This window comes from Abiotrophia defectiva ATCC 49176, from assembly GCF_037041345.1.
Taxonomy (GTDB): domain Bacteria; phylum Bacillota; class Bacilli; order Lactobacillales; family Aerococcaceae; genus Abiotrophia.
On record NZ_CP146287.1, the window covers coordinates 1,958,719 to 1,978,818 of the forward strand.

Annotated in this window: 16 protein-coding genes; 1 reads left to right on the top strand and 15 read right to left on the bottom strand. The window is 47.9% G+C overall.

The features are described from left to right. Nucleotides 1–6: 6 nt before the first annotated feature. From V7R82_RS09175 to rapZ, 14 genes are all read right to left on the bottom strand, one after another. Entirely contained in the window at nucleotides 7–3,324 is a 3,318-nt protein-coding gene (locus V7R82_RS09175; RefSeq protein ID WP_338542641.1) for a Spy0128 family protein, read from the bottom strand. Between the two features lie 550 nt (nucleotides 3,325–3,874). Further along, nucleotides 3,875–5,149 (bottom strand): ABC transporter substrate-binding protein, encoded by a 1,275-nt coding sequence (locus tag V7R82_RS09180; protein ID WP_291432173.1) that lies wholly within the window; start codon nucleotides 5,147–5,149, stop codon nucleotides 3,875–3,877. Between the two features lie 42 nt (nucleotides 5,150–5,191). Continuing rightward, a complete protein-coding gene (locus V7R82_RS09185; RefSeq protein WP_070756394.1) occupies nucleotides 5,192–6,022 on the bottom strand; it encodes a carbohydrate ABC transporter permease in 831 nt (276 codons plus the stop codon). A gap of 3 nt (nucleotides 6,023–6,025) precedes the next feature. Further along, nucleotides 6,026–6,931 carry a carbohydrate ABC transporter permease gene (locus V7R82_RS09190; RefSeq protein ID WP_291432171.1) on the bottom strand — a complete coding sequence of 302 codons (906 nt, stop codon included), beginning with the start codon at nucleotides 6,929–6,931 and terminating at the stop codon, nucleotides 6,026–6,028. After that, the gene (locus tag V7R82_RS09195; protein ID WP_291432169.1) at nucleotides 6,932–7,972 is read right to left on the bottom strand and encodes an ABC transporter ATP-binding protein; all 1,041 of its coding nucleotides are present in this window, start codon (nucleotides 7,970–7,972) and stop codon (nucleotides 6,932–6,934) included. It lies immediately after the preceding gene. Nucleotides 7,973–8,104: 132 nt separating this feature from the next. Further along, nucleotides 8,105–9,478 carry an MBL fold metallo-hydrolase gene (locus tag V7R82_RS09200; RefSeq protein WP_291432167.1) on the bottom strand — a complete coding sequence of 458 codons (1,374 nt, stop codon included), beginning with the start codon at nucleotides 9,476–9,478 and terminating at the stop codon, nucleotides 8,105–8,107. 194 nt (nucleotides 9,479–9,672) lie between these two features. Then, complete coding sequence (locus tag V7R82_RS09205; RefSeq protein WP_291429119.1) at nucleotides 9,673–9,846, bottom strand: hypothetical protein; 174 nt, start codon at nucleotides 9,844–9,846, stop codon at nucleotides 9,673–9,675. Nucleotides 9,847–9,852: 6 nt separating this feature from the next. Continuing rightward, a complete protein-coding gene (locus V7R82_RS09210; protein ID WP_291432165.1) occupies nucleotides 9,853–10,548 on the bottom strand; it encodes an NAD(P)H-dependent oxidoreductase in 696 nt (231 codons plus the stop codon). 24 nt (nucleotides 10,549–10,572) lie between these two features. Next, nucleotides 10,573–12,099 carry a HAMP domain-containing sensor histidine kinase gene (locus V7R82_RS09215; RefSeq protein WP_314389326.1) on the bottom strand — a complete coding sequence of 509 codons (1,527 nt, stop codon included), beginning with the start codon at nucleotides 12,097–12,099 and terminating at the stop codon, nucleotides 10,573–10,575. After that, nucleotides 12,099–12,815 (bottom strand): response regulator transcription factor, encoded by a 717-nt coding sequence (locus V7R82_RS09220; protein ID WP_023391505.1) that lies wholly within the window; start codon nucleotides 12,813–12,815, stop codon nucleotides 12,099–12,101. The genes V7R82_RS09215 and V7R82_RS09220 overlap by 1 nt, the downstream gene beginning before the upstream one ends. A gap of 115 nt (nucleotides 12,816–12,930) precedes the next feature. Beyond that, on the bottom strand, nucleotides 12,931–13,383 hold the full coding sequence (locus V7R82_RS09225) for a single-stranded DNA-binding protein (RefSeq protein WP_311465847.1): 453 nt from the start codon (nucleotides 13,381–13,383) through the stop codon (nucleotides 12,931–12,933). Nucleotides 13,384–13,613: 230 nt separating this feature from the next. Beyond that, entirely contained in the window at nucleotides 13,614–14,540 is a 927-nt protein-coding gene (gene whiA, locus V7R82_RS09230) for a DNA-binding protein WhiA (protein ID WP_268442500.1), read from the bottom strand. 34 nt (nucleotides 14,541–14,574) lie between these two features. Further along, nucleotides 14,575–15,600 carry a gluconeogenesis factor YvcK family protein gene (locus V7R82_RS09235; RefSeq protein WP_291428854.1) on the bottom strand — a complete coding sequence of 342 codons (1,026 nt, stop codon included), beginning with the start codon at nucleotides 15,598–15,600 and terminating at the stop codon, nucleotides 14,575–14,577. Continuing rightward, a complete protein-coding gene (gene rapZ, locus V7R82_RS09240; protein ID WP_023391509.1) occupies nucleotides 15,597–16,484 on the bottom strand; it encodes an RNase adapter RapZ in 888 nt (295 codons plus the stop codon). Before rapZ ends, V7R82_RS09235 begins: the two co-directional genes overlap by 4 nt. Nucleotides 16,485–16,801: 317 nt before the next feature. On the opposite strand from rapZ, the gene V7R82_RS09245 reads away from it, so the two are divergent. Further along, nucleotides 16,802–18,523 (top strand): phospho-sugar mutase, encoded by a 1,722-nt coding sequence (locus V7R82_RS09245; RefSeq protein ID WP_338542647.1) that lies wholly within the window; start codon nucleotides 16,802–16,804, stop codon nucleotides 18,521–18,523. A 628-nt stretch (nucleotides 18,524–19,151) separates the two neighbouring features. Here the strand turns inward: V7R82_RS09245 and trxB are convergent. Then, nucleotides 19,152–20,084: a thioredoxin-disulfide reductase gene (gene trxB / locus V7R82_RS09250; RefSeq protein ID WP_291428859.1), complete on the bottom strand. Its 933-nt coding sequence runs from the start codon at nucleotides 20,082–20,084 to the stop codon at nucleotides 19,152–19,154. Between the last annotated feature and the right edge of the window lie 16 nt (nucleotides 20,085–20,100).

Here is a 20,100-nt window from a genome sequence, read left to right on the forward strand (position 1 = left end):
GTTTGATTAGTTTCTAGCATTCTTGCGAGTAAACAACACAACAACTGCTGCGATTACCAATACAAAACCTAAGCCGATTAGTAAGAATGAGCTAGATTCACCAGTTTTTGGTAATTTCTTCTCTTCTTTCTTCTCTTCGTTCTTGCCTGGGTCATGTTGGTTTGGAGTATTGTTAGCAAGAAGGTTTACGAAGACCACACCGCTTGTATTTTCTTTCTTAGAAACTACTAATTGCCCTTGACCATTGTCAGTAACTTCTACTGTTACTGGGTAAGTCTTTTCATCGTAAGTGATCTCTGTCTTATCGCCTTTCTTCTGATGAAGAGTGTAAGTGTAAGTACCTGGCGCATCGTATGTCAATGCTGGGAAGGCTACTTTACCTTCTGCATCAGTCTTAAGTTCGCTGATGACTTTGCCATCTTTATCAAGTAATTCAATAGTGAAATCACCTGCTTTGATTGGCTGATTATCCTTGTCATCTTTGCCTTTTTTGAGGACTGAAGTTGCATCTACAACAACGCTAGTTGGAGCTGCCTTGTAAGTGTTAGAGAAGGCTGCTTCTTTAGCGTAAGTTGCTTTTGCTTCTAATTGACCTTTACCATTGTCTGTAACTGCTACTGCTACATCAAATTCGGTTGCGTCATAAGTGTAGCCTGCTGCGCCTTCATTCTTCTCACGAATCTTGAACTTGTAGTCACCTGCTGCATCGAAGCTTACTGCTGCGAATTCAACAGAACCATCTGCCTTGTTCTTAGCTGTTTGAACTACTTTACCGTTTTGGTCTACTAATTCGAAAGTGAATTGATCAGCTGCTAAATTAGCACCTGCCAATGTCTTGCTTGCTTTCACTACAACGCTTGCTGCTGCTGCTTTGTAAGTGTTAGAGAAAGCTGCTTCTTTAGCGTAAGTTGCTTTTGCTTCTAATTGACCTTTACCGTTGTCTGTAACTGCTACTGCTACATCAAATTCGGTTGCGTCATAAGTGTAGCCTGCTGCGCCTTCATTCTTCTCACGAATCTTGAAGTTGTAGTTGCCTGCTGCATCGAAGTTTACTGCTGGGAATTCAACAGTACCATCTGCTTTGTTCTTAGCAGTGCCAACAACTTTACCGTTTTGGTCTACTAATTCGAAAGTGAATTGATCAGCTGCTAAAGTAGCACCTGCTAATTTCTTGCTTGCTTTCACTACAACGCTTGCTGCTGCTGCCTTGTAAGTGTTAGAGAAGGCTGCTTCTTTAGCGTAAGTTGCTTTTGCTTCTAATTGACCTTTACCGTTGTCTGCAACAGCTACTGCTACATCGAATTCGGTTGCGTCATAAGTGTAGCCTGCTGCACCTTCATTCTTCTCACGAATCTTGAAGTTGTAGTTGCCTGCTGCATCGAAGCTTACTGCTGGGAATTCAACAGTACCATCTGCCTTGTTCTTAGCTGTTTGAACTACTTTACCGTTTTGGTCTACTAATTCGAAAGTGAATTGATCAGCTGCTAAAGTGCCGCCGTTCAATGTCTTGCTTGCTGTTACTACTAGGCTTGCTGCTGCTGCCTTGTAAGTGTTGCTGAAGCTTGCTTCTGGTGTGTAAGTTGCGGTTGCTTCTAATTGAGCTTGACCATTATCAACAACTGATACAGCCACTTCTACTTCTTTAGCGTCGTAGGTGTAACCTGCTGCACCTTCATTCTTCTCACGAATAGTGTAAGTGTAGTTGCCTGCTGCATCGAAGCTTACTGCTGGAAACTCAACAGTACCATCTGCTTTGTTCTTAGCGGTTTGAACTACTGAACCAGTAGCTTTGTCTACTAATTCGAAGGTGAATTGATCAGCTGCTAAAGTGCCGCCAGTCAATGTCTTAGTAGCTTTCACTACTAGGCTTGCAGATGCTGCTTTATAAGTGTTAGTGAAGGCTTCACGGTCATAAGTAACTGTGGCAGTCTTAGCACCTGCATTGTTAACTACCTTAACAGTTGCTGTGATTGGGTTTTGGTCATAAGTGACACCTGCCAAAGTGCCTTTTACTTCGCGAATCTTGTAGGTGAAGTCACCTGCATTCTTGAACTTAACTTTCTTGAATTTAACAAGACCGTTTTCGTCGTTCTTAGCTTTTGCAACTACTGAGTTGTCTGCTGAGTTTACTAATTCGAACTCGAATTCTTCAGCTTTCAGAGCACGACCTTCCAATTTCTTGTTAACTTGGAAGATTACTTCGTCAGAACGAGCACCAGTACCGATACCATCGGTAGTTGTCAATGGTGCGAAACCGTCGAAATCTTGCTTATCTGTATCAGAAGAGAAATTTACATGGTTTTTAACACGTTTAGTTACTGGGTCAACCGGTTCAGTGACACGAGTTTGGTAGATTAAGAAGAGACCACGGCCATCCAAGCTACCACCCTTGTTAGGGATAACTGTGAAGTGGTTGTCATCTTCATTTGTAATCGTAGTCCCGTCAAAGGAGTCTACCCGAGTCCCATTTTCCCAGTCACTGAAGTAGTAACCAGTCATTGGGCCAACAAATTCTTGGCCTTCAGGGATAGTGTCTTTGATAACCGCATTAGTTACGCCTGGTTTAGCGTAGCGGTTAATACGAATACGCCAGTCAACCAATTCTGGGTTGTCTTTGTTTTGTACCCCCCACTTGGTGTAACCAGTTGGGTCTTCATCGACAACGATACGTGTCAAGGTGTAAGTCCCAGCACCTGGCATTTCAAAGGTTTGTGGAACATTTTTTGGCACGCTATCCGCCCAAACTGCCGTGAATTGGACAGCAATTGTCTTGTCTTCGTTGAGTTTTGCGTAATAAGCTTCGTTAGTGATAGTGATAGTTGCAGTATTGGTAGCTGGATCTGTTACCAAAGTCCCTACAACTTCGCCCCCAGCGGTAATGTTAGTTGGGCCAGTTTGCTCAACTTTGAAGGTACTTGGCACTGTATAAACAATGGTGTCGCCATTCTTCAAGGTTACGCTGTTTGGAATTTTGTAACTTGGGGCAATATAGAATTTACCTTCCCCGTATTTAGCGTCATTTTTAACCGGGTTAGTGTTAATGGTAAAGCCAGTAGTCAACTCATATTGAGCTGGTTGAACTTGTGCTTGTGGGAAATGTTGTTCTGGCTCTGCCTCTGGATCAGCTGTTGCAGCTGGTTCAGTTTCTTTGGCAGGCGCCTCCTGTTTTTCCTCCCCGTTCTCTGTTGCCGGTTGGACTGCTTCTGTTGCCGCTGGTGCTACTGGTGTTGCCGCATCTTGCGCAAAAGCAGAAAGTGGGCTAACAAAGACTTGTAGAACCATCAGTAAGACAATCAGAAGATTATGTAGCTTACGTTTATTCAATTTATCACTCCTATCCCCTAAATCACACCCTCCCTCTAGACGCTACTTACTCAAGGGAAGACAATGCTTTTTTAGGATGTTTTTATGGCATTTAGTACCAAGTATATTCTATCAAACCGAGATTCATTTGTATAGAGGAAATTGCGATATTTTCAGAATCATTCGCATATTGTTAACAATGTCACGTCATGTCTTTTTTTTTATGACATACTAAGCAAGCCAACGCCTATTACTAGCGGTTTTCATAGTCTGTGCCATCTAGTATCTGACTTACATAGACCACTAAAAAAGTTGCTTGGGACTGACGTCCGGTTCTAGCATATATGAAGCAATATAAGACGATTCCTATTACTAGCAAGCTACTTAATCCCGCAAACCCACTAGCTGGCCCTAGGCCATTGATGGAAGATGCTGCCATCATTTCTTTCTACTATTATAATATGCAAATCTCTACCTGGGATGATACTGCCAGTAACACATAAAAAAGAGACTAGGAAGTTAGTCCCAGTCTCTCGTTTGACTTATTTACTTATTGTATTGATCAGGCTGATTATAGGTGTAAGTAGCCCTTGATTAGATCTTCTAACTTCTTCATTTCAGTCTTGATGTCCGCATCGTTAACGACGATGTTTTCCAAGGCTAATTCTGAATCAGAAAAGGCTTTAGCAGAACCTTCATAGATTGGAGCCGTAAAGCCGTACTCTAATTCGTCAGATGCTGCCTTAACAAGTGGGTTTTCTTTGACATAGTTAGTCCAGATTTCTGAGTTAGTCCCAGACTTAGTGATTGGTAGGTAACCAGTCTTAGATGCCCAAGTTGCAGTGTTCTCCGCCTTGAGGAGGAAGGACATGAAGGCTACAGCCCCTGCTTTTTCTTCATCAGAAGCATCTTCGAAGACCCCTAAGTCGTTCCCTGCTAAGAGGGTCATTTGCTTGCCTTGACCGAAAGTTGGAACTGGCGCAGTGGTAATGTTGATACCTGATTCTTGCACACCCTTGACTACGTAAGGTAAGCCCGCAGATGAGCCAATGTAGATTGCAGAACCGCCAGCTGCGAATGGACCTGACATGTACTTGTCTTCACCGGCCAAACGTGCTGAACCGTCTTTGACCATGTCTTTGATGAATTGGATAGGTTCGATGGCTTTGTCAGAAGTGAGGTCAACTGTCTTCAAGTCGTCAGAAACCCAAGTTGCGCCGTTTTGGCGAGCCATGGTTTCCACTTCAATAGATAGACCATTTTCCAAACCTAAGGCTGGCTTATCAACGCCTTTTTCTTTGAGGGCAGCTGCTAATTCTTTGACTTCAGCCCAAGTCTTAGGTACTTCTTTACCTGCTTGTTTGAGCATGTCTTGGTTAACGAACATGAGACGTACAGATTTAGAAAATGGTAATGCGTAGATCTTGTCTTCAACGGTTACGCCTTTTAAGAAACCTGGGTAGATGTCCTTCTTAAGTTCTTCAGTGAAGCCATTGTCAGCAGTTAAGAATTCATCTAATGGAGCTAAGAGGCCTTCTGACTTGAAGCCAGAGAAGCTAGAGGCAGTTAATTGAGTCATGGTTGGTAGGTCGCCAGAGGCAGCCGCAGCCATCACCCCTTGTTGTAGGGCTTTGTAGTTCCCTTGGCTAGTTTCTTCAACTTCATACTTGTCTTGAGATTCGTTGAAGGCCTTAACGAGTTTGGTTAATTCCTCAGCATGAGGACCGTTCATTGCATGCCAGAAAGTTACTTTAACCTTGTCAGCAGCCTGAGCAGATGGTGCGTAAGCACTGAATGCTAAGACTACTGTGAGTAATAATGCGAAAAGCACTTTGATTTTTTTCACTAGATGTTACCTCCAAATAGTTAATGGGAAAGCATTGAGGGGCTAGCCCTTCAAGCCAGAACGTGAAATACCTTGAATAATGTATTTCTGCAACAATAAGTAAATAATCACCATTGGCAAGATTACCAGGGTCGACGCCGCCATCAAGAGTTCGAATTGGGTGCCGGCTTCAGTGGTAAAGGCTTGGAGTCCAACAGGTAAAGTCCTTAAGTCAGGTGCCGAGTTGGTGACGATCATTGGCCAGAGGAAGGAGTTCCATGAACCGATGACCTTGAGAATCATCACGGCGATAATGGACGATTTAGACAGTGGCACAACCATTTCCCAGAGAAATTGCCAGTCGCTGGCGCCATCCGTCTTGGCAGCATAGTAGAGCTCGTCTGGAATCGTCTGAATGTTTTGCTTCAAGGTGAAAACCGAGAAGACAGAGGCGAACCAAGGAATAATCAAGGCCCAGTAGGTGTTGACTAATTTCCAACTTGACAAGGTCACGAAGTTTGGAATGGTCATCAATTCCCCTGGCACCATCATAGTTGCCAATAAGAGTAAGAAGAGGATGTCTTTACCCCAGAATTTGAGCTTAGCGAAGGCATAAGCTGCTAGGATTGAGGTGAAGAGTTCCCCGGCGGTCGTCACAGTTGTAACAAAGACCGAGTTAAGGAAGTAGCGGCCGAATGGGGCTTTCTCCAGGGCTTGGCCATAGTTAGAGAAGAGCCAGTTCCGTGGTAGCCAAGTTGGCGGTACGGAGATTGCTTCGGACCCTGACTTCAGACTGGTCGCCACCATCCAGTAGAATGGCAGAATCATGACCAGCGCGCCCAAGGTCAAGATGACATAGAGCAGAATTGTTTGAATGCGTTTTGTGCGTGCCATGTCTTAACCTCCCCGCTTCTCGAAGTATTTGTTGCCTATGTTCTGGAAGACGGTAATAACGAGAACAATGGCGAAGAGGATAATCCCGGTCGCAGCTGCCATCCCGTAGTTAAATTGAACATAGAACTGATCGAAGAGATAGTAGACAACGGTCATGGCTGAACCACCTGGTCCAGGACGCCCATTGAAGAGGGCGAAGACTTCATCGAAGACCTTGAAGCCGTTGATGATGCCGACTGTTGACAAGAGGAAGAGGGTTGGTCGTAAGAGCGGTAAGGTAATATTGGTGAATCTCTTCCAGGCGTTGGCCCCATCAACTTGAGCCGCCTTGTAGTAGGTCTCGTTGATGTTACCCAAGCCGACCAGGGTCAGCAGGATATTGAAGCCCAGGCTCTTCCAGATGGCCATGATAATGACGGCCGTCATGGCTGTCTTAGGATCATTGAGCCAGTTGATACGGTCAATCCCTACTAAACCTAAGAGGTAGTTGAGTAGCCCGTACTCTGAGTGATAGAGCCAAGACCAGACCACGGAGATGGCCACCGTTGAGGTAACGAATGGCAAGAAGTAGGCGGTTCGGAAGAGGCCTTTGAGGACCGGAATCTGATTGAGTAAGACCGCTACTGTAACTGAGATTGTGATGGAACAGAGCACCACCCAGAAAACATAGGTTGCCGTATTTTGTAGCGCTAGGTAGAACTTAGGATCCGCCAGAATCTTCTGGAAGTTATCCATAGACCAGACCACTGGCTTGTTCTTAGTAATATTCCGCAACTTGTAGTTTTCATAGAAACTCATCATGAAGGAGCGGATAATCGGAATAATGGTGAAGGTTGTCATGAACACCAAGGCCGGCGCTAGATAGAGTAGGGCCTGGAGGCTACTCTTGAGAGTAGGTTTGCGGTTCATCTAGCCCTCACGCTCGCTTTCTGACAGAATACGACGTTGGTCTTCTTGGAAGAAGAGCAGGCGTTCAGCAGGCACTTGCAAGTAGATTTCTTGGTCTACTTCTAAGTCACCTTCTAAGTTGGAAACGACGAAGCGTTCGCCTTCCCATTCCAAGTGAACGGTAATATCCTTACCTACTGCTTCCACGCGGACTACTTTCCCGCGGACTAAGTAGTTATCGACTGTCCCAGGACGGAAATGCTCGGAACGGACCCCGATAGTTGCCCAGTTCAATTCTGCAAAGGCACTGTTAGGGTTTAGGGCTGCAGAGCCCTTAGCAAAGGTGTTGATGATTGGTGACCCGATGAAGCGAGCCACGAAGAGGTTGCTAGGTGTTTGGTAGAGGCTGACTGGGTCCGCTACTTGTTGAATCTCGCCTTTTTCCAAGACCATGACGCTGTCCGCGATAGACAAAGCTTCTTCTTGGTCGTGGGTAACGAAGACGGTGGTAACCCCTGTCTCTTGTTGGATACGGCGAATTTCTTCACGCATCTCAATCCGGAGGCGAGCATCTAAGTTAGACAAAGGCTCGTCCATAAGTAGGATGGAAGGTGATTTAGCCATAGCCCGGCTGATGGCCACCCGTTGCTGTTGTCCCCCTGACAACTGGCGTGGGTACTTATCTAGTTGGTCTTGAATTTGCGTTAATTTTGCCATTTCGATGGCACGTTCGCGGCGCTCAGCTTTTGGCATTTTTTCCATTTTAAGCGGGAACATGATGTTTTCCAAGACCGTCAAGTGTGGATAGAGGGCATAGGATTGGAAGACTAAGCCTACCCGACGCTTAACTGGGTCTAATTTAGTTACATCTTTATCGTCGAAGAAAATCTTACCTGATGTTGCGTTCAGTAACCCTGAAATTAAGTATAATGTTGTAGATTTACCACAGCCAGAAGGTCCTAAGAAGGAAATAAGTTGCTGGCTAGGCAATGTAAAATTAATCCGGTCCAAAACAGTCTTCTGTTCGAACTGCATGGTCACGTCTTCAAATCTAACTTGCACGTTGATTCTCCTCATTTTTATCAGTCTTAGTAAGTGCTAGGGAGCTTACAGCTCTAGCGTAAATTATAGCATAAATCGCATCATATTTCCCTCAATTTTTGCGTTTTTCATGCTATTCTAATAAAAGCTTTTTTAGTCAGCTAGGCTCTTAATCTGTTCAGCAGAGTAAGTCGTCTCTAGACTTGGTAACCATGGGGTCAGCCCTAAATCGACTAAGGCTTCCGCATAACGTTCTGGCTTAAAGCTGTGCCATGGCACAACTAGCTTAGCGCCTACCACATAATTAACCAAGCAGAGGTCTTGGGTAGAGGCGTGGCCAGACACATGGCCATGATAGAATTGCCAGCCTGCTTTGACGATGCCTTCCAACCAAGGTTGGTAACGCGCATCATAAGCTCCTAGCGGCACCCCGTTGGAGTGGATGTAGATACCTTCTGATAGGCTAAAGATATAATCATGGTGTTGTTCATAGTCGACTTGGACAGCGTATTGAGCAGGTGCTGCCTGCACTTGGTCCCAGGTCAAGACATCTTGAACTGGCAGCTTGCTGTCGCCATCCCAGTTGATGGTTGCCAAGGCTGCCTCTGGTGCCATGTAAGGTCGCAAGAGACGGTAGTAGTTAGGCTCTAAGACCAGAGTCCGTCCTGCACGATTGAGCGCTCGCGCCATATAGACTAGACGCTCAATATTTTGTGGATAGACGTTAAGCGCCACTAACTGATTGCCAGCTTGCTCAACCACTTGGGTAAAGTCCTTGAGGAACTTGGCTTCGTTGCCTGCTGAAATTGAGGCTACGCGAGCAGCCAAGTCCTCTGGCAGTTGCATCCGATCATCGCGTGACCCTGGGTCAAAGCTGAAGGTCGTCCCTTCAACTAAGAAGAGGTCAGGCTGGAAGTCCCGGGCTTTTTGCGCCCAATGTAAGACGCGTTCTGGATGGAAACCAGTTAAACGGAAGTCACCAGAGTTAACCACCTTAAGGTCTGGCCCGGTGATGAAGATGCTAGCTGCCCCAATAGTGTCATGGTCGCTGACCACAAACTCAATGGTGAAAGGTCCAAATTGGAAAGGCTCCTCTGATTGAACGGCCTGCCAATTAACCTTGAAGTCAGGTAACAAGTCATCGCTTGCTAGACGTTGGTAGAAGGAAACACTGTCTTCCAGGGCATAGATGGGTAGGTCCTCAGGCAACTGACCGAAGCCCCCAATATGGTCTAGATGGAGATGTGATAGGCAGACGATGGTCTTAATATCGGTCTCCTCATAGCTTGCTAGGTCACTTGCGCCTAGTTGTTGGCGGGTGTAGAGGCCGTCAATGGCCGGCAGGTGCCCCTTTTCTAGCAGGCTTGGAGTCAAGTCGACTTGCTTCAATTCATCCAAGCTTGCTCCAAATAAAGCGCCAAAATCTGTCAGAATACGGTAGTTACCCGCTTCTAGACTGACAATATTACCACCTATGGTATCAAGTCCTCCCCAAAATCTTACCTGGGTCGTGATTTCTTGTGTCATGTTGTCTGTCTCCTTCATTGCATTTTGTGCCACAGTCCATGATACCACCAAAAGCCCCCCTGTCGCAAGTCTTGGGGAAAGGTTCTCAGGTCAGGAGCGACAACTTGTGATCAGGTCAGCACTCGGTCGCCTGACGCTTAGGTCTATAACAAAACCCCGCCTCCTTTTCGTCAGGGGCGGGGTTGAATCTTAACTTAATTTTGCCAGTCCTTAGGACTCCACATGCTACCGTCTAACTGGCCTTCTAGCTGGCGCAGACGGTCTTCTTGTTGTTGGTAGAGGTCGCTAGCGACTTGCAGCAAAGCTTGACTGGGATAGTCAGAAGCCTGTGCCTGCCAGTCCTGGATATAGTCTTGATAGGGATTCATAAGAAGCTAACCCTCCTTATTCAGGGCCTGCAGCTCCTGGATTTCATCTCGATTTTGACTCAAGTCCTCACGGAACTGGTCATAGACTGCTTGGCTTTCAAGCGACAGGGACAAGTCCAAGTCGGCTAGTCGATCCAAGACAAAGGTCTGCAAGGCATCGAAGTCATCCACCTTACCCGTCTCAAGGTAGCAGGCGTAGTGAACTAGCAGCTGCTTCTTCTGGGGCTCGGTCAGATAGTAGAACTGATGAACCGGAAAATAAGCCAAGGGCGCTAAACCAAAATGCTTGGCCCAGGCATAATAAGGCGACAAGAGCGAAGACAGGCTAAAGCCTTCCCGGCCCCCGACTTGATAGCGGCTAGCCTTAACACCTGCGATGACCACCAAGCCCATTTCCATCTGAGCGAGACGAGGCATGGCGGCCTGCATGGCCTTGGACATATCGAAGACGCTATCCATCCAGATTTTGAGGATGGCTGGTGCCTGGTACCAGTAGAGTTGGAACTGGAAAATCACCCGGTCATAGCGAGTCAGACGTGCCAATTCCACACTGGCATCGAAGTGCTGGCCATTGGCCTCATATTCCGCCTGCAAATCGACATAGCTGACCTCAGTCAGGGCCAAACCTGATTGTTGTAGAAATTGTTGGCTGCTAGAGCCGGCCACATCAGGGTGGGCCAGATAGACGATGGTCTTAGTCACGACAGGCTTCCTTTCTGTGGGGACTTACTTGTCTTCTGACTTGGCCTTCTTGTTACCAATCAGGAAGCTCCCCAGATTTTTTTTGACTTTGTTTGGAGCTGGCTCTTGGGCCTGGTCTCCGGATTCCGCTGCTTCTAGCGGTAGGCGAATAATGAAGGTCGAACCCTGGCCTAGCTCACTTTCGACCCGAATGGTGCCGCCGTGGGCTTCGACTAGGGACTTAACGACTGCTAAACCAATCCCCGATTCACCGAACTTGGTATTCTTACGGGAAATGTCCACCTTGTAGAATCGCTCCCAGATGTCTTCAATTTGCTTGGCATCAATCCCAATCCCCTGGTCCATAATGCGGAGCTCGGTAAAGACTCCGTCTTGGCGCCCCCAGAGGGTGATATCACTATTCTCTGAGAACTGGATGGCATTGGTCACTAGGTTAATGATAATCTGAACCAACCGGTCTCGGTCCCCGTAAATCAGAAGATCCTCAGGCGCATCCAGTACTATGCGGTCGCCCTTTTCTTGGGCCTTAGCGGTTAGCTGGGTCCGAATCTGGCAGAGCAAATCATAGGCCTTGAGCGTCTGCTTGTTAAGGCTAATCTGGTTGGTCCGAATTTTCTCGTAGTCCAGGTTCTCGTTAACTAGACGAATGAGCCGTTGGGTCTCGGTGGCCAGCAATTCTAAGCTACGTTTGCGTTGGGGCTCAGGGAAAATATCATACTGGAGCCCTTCGATGACCCCACTCATGGTAGTCAGTGGCGTCCGCATCTCGTGGGCCGCATCCATCATAAATTGGCGTCTTAAGGTTTCTTGGCGCTTAATCTCTTCGCGAGATTTTGCCAAGGAATCCGTCATGACTTGGAAATCATGGGCCAAGTCACCGAACTCGTCTCGGCTCTTATTACTAATATTAAGCTGAACATCATAGTTGCCTGCCGTAATCTGGCGAGTGGCTTGTTGCAAGCGCCGAATCTTGCGGGTCTGGAAGAGGGCATAGGCCACACTGATTCCTAGACCAATGACGGTTGCAATCCCGAAGGAGAAGATAATATTGTTGTAGACTTCTTGCTGGCGAGTCTCCAGGTTCTCGATTGGCTCGCTCAGGCTGATAAAGCCGGCCGGAAATTGGGCACTGTCGCTAGCCTGGCGGTTGAGCGGCAAATAGACGGTGGCCAGACGCGTGATTTTCCCTTGGTCTGGGCGATAGGTCACACGCAAAGGCAGGTTCTGCCCTTGGCGAATGGCCCGCAACTCACTATCTGTCAGATTAGCCCGGTACTCCTGGCGGTAGGTTGGGTAGATGATGCTCCCATTGGCAAGGTAGACCTGAATAGAGATATTGTCCGAAGCCAGTAGTTGGTCTACTTTCTTAATATCCTCACGGGAAAAGTTATTGCTGACAATGTTGCTACCGTAATTCAATAGGCGCGTCTCGACTTCACTGTGGATTTGCTGATTCATATAGTTGCTAATCCGTGAGGCCGATAGGGCCAAGGTCACCAGCATGACCAGCAGAAATCCGGCAATTAATTGCCAGAGAAATCTAAATCGCATTAATGATCACCTGGATCTTCGTACTTGTAGCCGACACCCCAGACAGTCTGAATAATTTGCGGCCCAATCACTTCAATCTTCTGCCGTAATTTCTTAATATGGGCATCGACGGTCCGCTCGTCGCCATAGAAAGGATCTTCCCAGAGCTGCTTAAGCAACTGTTCACGGTTGAAGACCCGCTTAGGCGAGCGCACAAAGGTCAGCAACAAATCAAACTCCTTAGGTGTCAGGTTCTCAATCAGCTGGTTATTATAGTAGGCTTCCCGGGTCACGGTATTGATCTTGACGCTCTTGGTCACTACATCGAAGCCTTCTTCTTCCTGAGTTTGACTGTGGTCAGTACCAGGAATTTGACTACGACGGTAGAGGGCCTTCATGCGAGCCATCAAGGTCAAGGGGCTAAAAGGCTTGGTGACGTAATCGTCAGCCCCCATTTCCAAGCCAATGACTTGGTCACTCTCTGAATCTTGAGCAGTCAGCATAATAATCGGTGTTTCCTTAGAAATTTTGCGGATATTCCGGCAAATGGTGATGCCATCCATAGACGGCAAGTTAATGTCTAGCAAGACAATGTCCCACTTACTTGGAGACTCCGCATAGGCGTTGTACCCTTCTAAGCCATCATGGTAGAAGTGGCCTTGGAATTGCTCCTTCTCGAAAAACATGGACATCATTTCGCAGACAGATTCGTTATCTTCAATCATTAATACGTTCATTCGACGACCTCCTAACTCTTGGTTTCACTCCTATTATATACCAAAAGTTAGCAAATGTAATGGTAGAGCTTACCTAGTCGCAAAATTGTCATAAAGACTGGCGTAATCTGAGGTCTTAAGCCTTAAAACCCGCTAGCTGGCGCATATCCAATTGTTCTTGACTGGGCACTTCATACTGGCGCCGGATGGCGTCGTAGTCTTCCTGGCCCTTAGGTGTGCTGTGGTTCTGGCCGCTAGTCTTGCCGGCACTGCCATTCTTGCTCTCAAGCAGAGTAATATCTTGGACATGGCATTCCAGGATGTAGACTTTTTGATCTTGATTATTGGTGTAGTGGCGGGATTCCATTCGCCCCACTACCCCAATACGGTGGCCCTTTTGGGCGTATTTGACTAGTAAGTCAGCTAGATAGTCCCAAGCCACAATGGGAATAAAGTCGGTCTGAAAGTCGCCATTGCGGTCACGATGGCGGCGGGAGACGGCTAGGCAATTATTGACCACCCGATGGTCGCCCACCTGACGGTCTTCGACAGGACGAGTCAAACGTCCAACAAGCAACAATTGATTCATAGGTATTCCTCCAGAAAATAATTTGCCTTTCATAGATATATAGGCTTTGGGACCAGGTTTTTTACTGGTTTTGGAGATAAAAGGTTGAAATTTTATGATGCTTACAAGCGAGCCCTGGTTTACCAACCTTGCCTTGCAAAGAGTATATATAGGATTTTATATATAAAAATAGACTAGCCTCAGCTAGTCTACAAAAGAAATGCCCCTATCGCTAGGATAGGGGTAGATTGCTATAAAGCATGACTTTCCGCTAGTTCCACTAACTTGCGGAGACGATGGTTGACACCCGACTTGGAAATAGGGCCACCTGGAATTAATTGGCCTAACTCACCCAAACTGAGGTCGGGATGATCTAGACGGAATTCCGCCATAATCCGCAACTTATCAGGGAGGCTATCCAGCCCCCGCGTGTCGGCTAGGTAACGAATGGCTTCAATCTGCCGTTGTGAGGCATCGATTTGCTTGTTGAGGTTGGCCGTCTCACAGTTGACCAGACGGTTAACGGAGTTACGCATGTCACGAACAATGCGAATATCTTCGAAGCGTAACATAGCCCGGTTGGCACCGATAATAGCCAGAAACTCGGCAATTTTCTCAGCTTCCTTAAGGTAGGTAATATAGCCGTTGCGACGGACGATGGTCCGTGCATTGAGGTGGAAATGATTCATCATCTTGCAGATGTCCTCATTGTGCTCCTCGTAGTTGGAATAGATTTCCAAGTGATAGCGACTATTCTCCGGATTGTTGACGGAACCAGCTGCTAGGAAGGCACCCCGCAAATAGGAGCGCTCCTTCTGTTCATTATTCATAATGTCAGGCGCGATATGGTGGTTAATCATGAGCCCGTCGAAGATGCCTAAGTCCTCCAAGATATCCCGCACATTCTGGCGGCAACGGACGATATAGACATTATTCTTCTTAAGCTTCATCTTGCGTCTGACCATGAGCTCACTCTCAGTGTGATAGAACTGCTTGAGTAGGCTGTAGAGTCGGCGGGCAATGGCCGCATTTTCGCTCTGAACATTGAGAATAAACTTCTGTTGGTAGAGGCTGACTGCCCCATTCATCCGAATCAGGGCCGCAAGCTCCGCCTTAGCGTGTTCCTTGTGGACCTCTAAGAGGGTACATTCCTTCTTAACTTCTGATGCGAAGGTCATGAGAACCCTCCTTTCTGCTTGGACTTAGCTTACCTTAGACTTGTGCCGCCTGATGTTTGAGGCGACGGTTAAGCTTAATCGTTTCCATGAGATGGCGGAGTTCTTCCACCACTAATTCGGTGTCATGGTAGGCACCGCCATTTTTCATGCTGAGGAAGCTATTGGAAATGACGCGGCAACCCAATTTACGCATGCCTTCAAAGTCATGGCGGACTTGAAGTAGGTACTCTTCATTAGGTTGATTGTCAATGTAATCCTGAGGCACCTCGGCAATGTTCACGAGGACCGTATCGATAAAGGCCTGGCCCAAATGTTCATGCAAGACTCGGACATGGTCAGCATCCGAGAACTGCTCGGTCTCCCCTAACTGGGTCATGATGTTACAAATATAGACGACTTCAGCCTGGGTCCGTTTGATGGCCTGACCGATTTCTTCAATCATGAGATTAGGCAGGATACTGGAATAGAGGCTACCTGGCCCCAGAACAATCAAATCTGCCTGTTCAATAGCTTCCACGACATGAGGGGTCGCCTGAATGGCTGGCTCCCCTTGCATGGTGGTCACCAGAACTTGTTGAATCTTCTTACGATGACGTGCAATCTTAGACTCGCCGACCGCAATGGTCCCGTCCTCGAAGAGGGCGTGCAAGACTAGGGGCTCGGTCGCTGCCGGCAGAATCTGGCCCTGAACCTTCATATAATTGGATAGAATGTCTAAGGACTCGGTCAAGGAACCTCGCATTTCTTTCAAAGCGGCAATGAGTAAGTTACCGATGGCGTGGCCGGCCAAGAAGTCATCATCCGTGTTAAAACGATACTGGAAGACGTCCAGTAGTAGCTCGTCAGCATCGGATAAGGCCACCATACAGTTACGAATATCGCCCGGAGGGACGACATCAATATAGTCGCGAATGGCGCCTGAGCTACCACCATCATCCGCCACGGTTACAACGGCTGTAATGTCGGCGTCAATTCGTTTGAGCCCCCGCAAGATAACAGGCAATCCGGTCCCACCACCGATGACTGCTACCTTATAGCGGTGCGATTTGGTCTCGCTCATGACCGGTTCACGGTCTCTTTCTTCTTCATATAATCACGGTGGGAAATATTAACCGCATAGTTATCTGTCTTAAGATGGTTGGCAATCCGCTCAGCAATGGCCACGGACCGGTGTTTACCGCCGGTACAACCAATGGCGATGGTCACACTGGATTTGCCTTCCTTCTTGTAACCTGGTAGGCAGAACTCAATGACATCAATGAGCTTGCTGTAGAAGGCCTGGGTTTCGGGTTGCTTCATGACATAGTCATAAACCGGCGCATCCATCCCAGTCTGCGGGCGCAATTCCGGAATATAGTGCGGGTTAGGCAGGAAGCGCACGTCCCAGATAATATCGGCATCAATCGGCACCCCGTACTTGAAGCCAAAGGACATGACTTCCACATGGAAGGTCTGATAATCCTTAGTGGCGAAGTCCTTAATCAGGCGCTCACGCAACTGACGTGGAGAAATATCGGAAGTATCAATGATGATTTGGGCGCGGGTGCGCAAGTCCATGAGCAACTCACGTTCCTTGGCAATCCCTTCTGATACCCGGCCATCTGGGGCCAGTGGGTGATTCCGGCGGGTCTCCTTATAGCGAGATACTAAGACCGAATCGCTAGAATCTAAGAAAATAATGCGGGTTGTCACTAACTGTGTGTTATCTAAAGTCGCAATCAGGCTGTCGACTTCATTAAAGAAATCTCGGCTCCGCAAGTCGATGACAAGCGCAATCCGGCTGATTTTGCCTGATTCTTTGACCAATTCCCAGAAGGTTGGGAGCAGGGTTGGGGGCATGTTATCGATACAGAAGTAGCCTAAATCTTCAAAACTTTGGACCGCAACTGTCTTGCCGGCGCCGCTCATCCCTGTAATAATGACTAGTTCGAGTGTGTCTGCCATATCATCGCCTCTTTCTTTGTGGAATCCTCGCTATTTTCCTCCCTAGTATACCACGCTTAGGCGGGAAAAGCGACCTAGGAGCCGGACGCTTGCTTCTGGCGGTTTTAGGGTATTTAAGTAGATTTACAAAACTTTCTGGGCGCTAGCTTCCTGATAGGCCCGGACATTTACCTGAGTGCTATGGCTAAATTTCCCTTTCAAATTTCTAGCCCTACTAGTAACCGTCTACATTTCATGGTAGAATATTAGCATAAAGTGAGGAGCCTCTCACTAGGTTTCATTTCTCTTATGACGCAATACTGAAAGGTGGTAATGCTATGACATGGCAAGAAACATTAAACCTCTGGAAAAATTACGACGCCCTTGATCCAGTGCTCAAGGAAGAGTTAGCCAATAACCAGGACGAAGAAGCCTTAAAGGATGCCTTTGGCGCCAATCTCAGCTTCGGGACAGCAGGTATGCGTGGTGTCCTAGGGGCAGGGCCTAACTGCATGAACGTCTACACCGTTCGCCAAGCAACAGAAGGCTTAGCCCAATTAATCGAAGAAGCTGGCCAATCGGCTAAAGACCGCGGAGTTGCGATTTCCTATGACTCACGGCATTATTCACCTGAATTCGCCATGGAAGCGGCCTTGGTCTTGGGTCGTCACGGCATCAAGAGCTATGTCTTTGAGAGCTTACGGCCAACGCCTGAATTATCCTTTGCCGTACGCTACCTCAACACCTACGCTGGGATTATGATTACTGCCAGCCACAACCCTGCCGCCTACAATGGCTACAAGGTTTACGGCGAAGACGGTGGGCAAATGCCACCGGAAGATGCAGATAAATTAACAGAATTTGTGCGCGCAGTGGAAAACCCTCTAACCGTTGAAGTAGGTGACAAGACCGAATTATTAGGGAGCGGCGTCGTAGAAATCATCGGTGACCGTGTGGACCAAGCTTACCTAGAAGAAATGAAGGCTGTCACCATCAACCCTGAATTAGTCAAGGAAATGGCGGACCAAGTCAGCATCGTCTTCACGCCACTTCACGGGACTGGTATGTACCTAGGTCTTAAAGCCCTCAACCAAGCTGGCTTTAACACGATTCACGTGGTAGAAGAACAAGCTAAAGCAGACGGTGACTTCCCAACTGTTAAGTCGCCTAACCCTGAATCTGCTGCGGCCTTTGATTTGGCTGAGCAATTAGCTAAGAAGGTAGAAGCGGATATCCTCTTAGGGACCGACCCAGACGCTGACCGGCTCGGGGCTAAGGTTCGCACTAGCAAGGGTGACTACCAACTCTTGACTGGGAACCAAATCGCTTCCCTCATGTTGGACTACATCTTGAACGCTAAGTTAGAACTCAACCAACTGCCTAAGAACGGGGTAGCGGTTAAGTCTATCGTATCGACTAACTTTGCTGACGCCATCTTATCTCACTATGGCTTAGAAGCGGTCGAAGTACTAACTGGCTTCAAATTTATCGCTGAGAAGATCCAAGAATATGAAGAAACAGGCTCTAAGACCTTCCTCATGGGCTTTGAAGAATCTTACGGTTACCTCATTAAGCCATTTGTTCGCGATAAGGATGCCATCCAAGCCTTGGTAGTCTTAGCCGAATTGACTGCCTACCACAAGAAAGCGGGCCGCACCTTGGCTGATGTCTTAGAAAGCATGTACGAAAAATACGGCTACTTCTATGAAAAGACTATCGCAGTGGACTTCCCAGGTCTCTCTGGGCAAGCTAAGATGGCAGCCATCATGCAGCAAATCCGGACTGAAGGGATCAAGGAAATGGGTGGCCTCAAAGTGGTGAGCGCAGCTGACTACTTAGCTGGCACACGCACTCTGGCTGACGGCACGGTTGAAACCTTGACCTTCCCACCATCTGATGCCCTCAAGTATGTCTTGGAAGACGGCAGCTGGGTGGCTTTCCGTCCAAGTGGTACCGAACCAAAAATCAAGCTCTATCTAGGCACCCAAGGCGCTTCGCATGAAGAAGTAGAAGCTAAGGCTGCTAAGATTGAAGCAGACATCGCTAAATTAACCGCCTAAGTCTAAGGCAAAAGGACTGGGATTGATGCCCAGTCCTTTTTGTGTGGTTTGGTTAATGGAGAACTAGCGGCTCTAGGCCTAGGTTTTTGGCTGAGACAGCTCGGGATATCATGAAATCTGCCCCAAGCCCTATCTTTTGACCGAGCCAGTGGTCCACTTTCCAGAGTAGACCACTGGCTCGAAGCTTTTCCTGACTTTTGGCACGTTTCCAGCGATTTCCCGAGAGCTAGTGGTCCACTTTCCGGAGTAGACCACTGGCTCGAAGCTTTTCCTAGCTTTTGACCCGTTTCTGGTGATTTCCCGGGAGCTAGTGGTCCACTTGACAGAGTGGGCCACTGGCTCGAAGCTTTTCCTAGCTTTTGACCCGTTTCTGGTGATTTCCCGGGAGCTAGTGGTCCACTTGACAGAGTGGGCCACTGGCTCGAAGCCTTTCCTAGCTTTTGACCCGTTTCTGGTGATTTCCCGGGAGCTAGTGGTCCACTTGACAGAGTGGGCCACTGGCTCGAAGCCTTTCCTAGCTTTTGACCCATTTTCGGCGATTTCCCGGGAGCTAGTGGTCCACTTTCCGGAGTGGGCCACTGGCTACATCAAAAGCCCTGCACTGATAGACAGTGCAGGGCTTTTTAGCTTAGTCTTTAAGACTTTCAATGTATTGGTAGGCTTGGAAACCAGCCGTGCCGCCATCGCCGGTGGCTGTTACGATTTGGCGCAGGTGCTTTTGACGCACGTCGCCAGCTGCAAAAACGCCTGGCAGGCTAGTGGCCATGTGGTCATCCGTGATGATCCAGCCTTCTTGGTCGGTAATTTCCAAATCTTTGACTGCTTCTGAGTTAGGCACTAAACCAACGTAGATAAAGACCCCTTGGGCATCCACGCGGCTGGTCTGGCCAGTCTTGACGTTCTTAATTTGCACGCCTTCAACCGCATCCGTCCCTAGAATTTCCTCCACCACGCTATCCCAGATAAATTCAATCTTAGGATTGGAAAAGGCCCGGTCTTGCAGGACTTTCTGCGCTCGGAGCTCGTCACGACGGTGAATAACTGTGACCTTGCTAGCAAATTGAGTCAGGTAATGGGCTTCTTCAACGGCCGAGTCACCTCCGCCGACTACGATAATTTCCTTATCGCGGAAGAAGAAACCGTCACAGACCGCACAGTAGGACACGCCACGGCCAGCCAATTCTTCTTCACCAGGCACACCAAGATGGCGGTGGAAAGAACCGGTCGCCACAATGACTGCCTTAGCTTCATAAATCTTAGAGCTAGTATGCACTCGCTTAAGGTCACCTGCTACTTCAATATGGCTCACATCGCCGTAGTCGTGGACTGCGTCAAAACGCATGGCCCCTTGGTACATGTGTTGGGCCAATTCTGGGCCGGAAACCAGGGAAAAACCAGGATAGTTTTCCACGTCTGCCGTGTTGTTGACTTCCCCGCCAGGAACGCCTTTTTCAATCATGTGGGTCTTGAGATTGGCTCGTGAAGCGTAGAGGGCGGCGGTCATGCCAGCCGGCCCAGCGCCAATCACGACGACATCTGTTACAATTAATTCTTTTTCCATTCTATCATTCACTCTC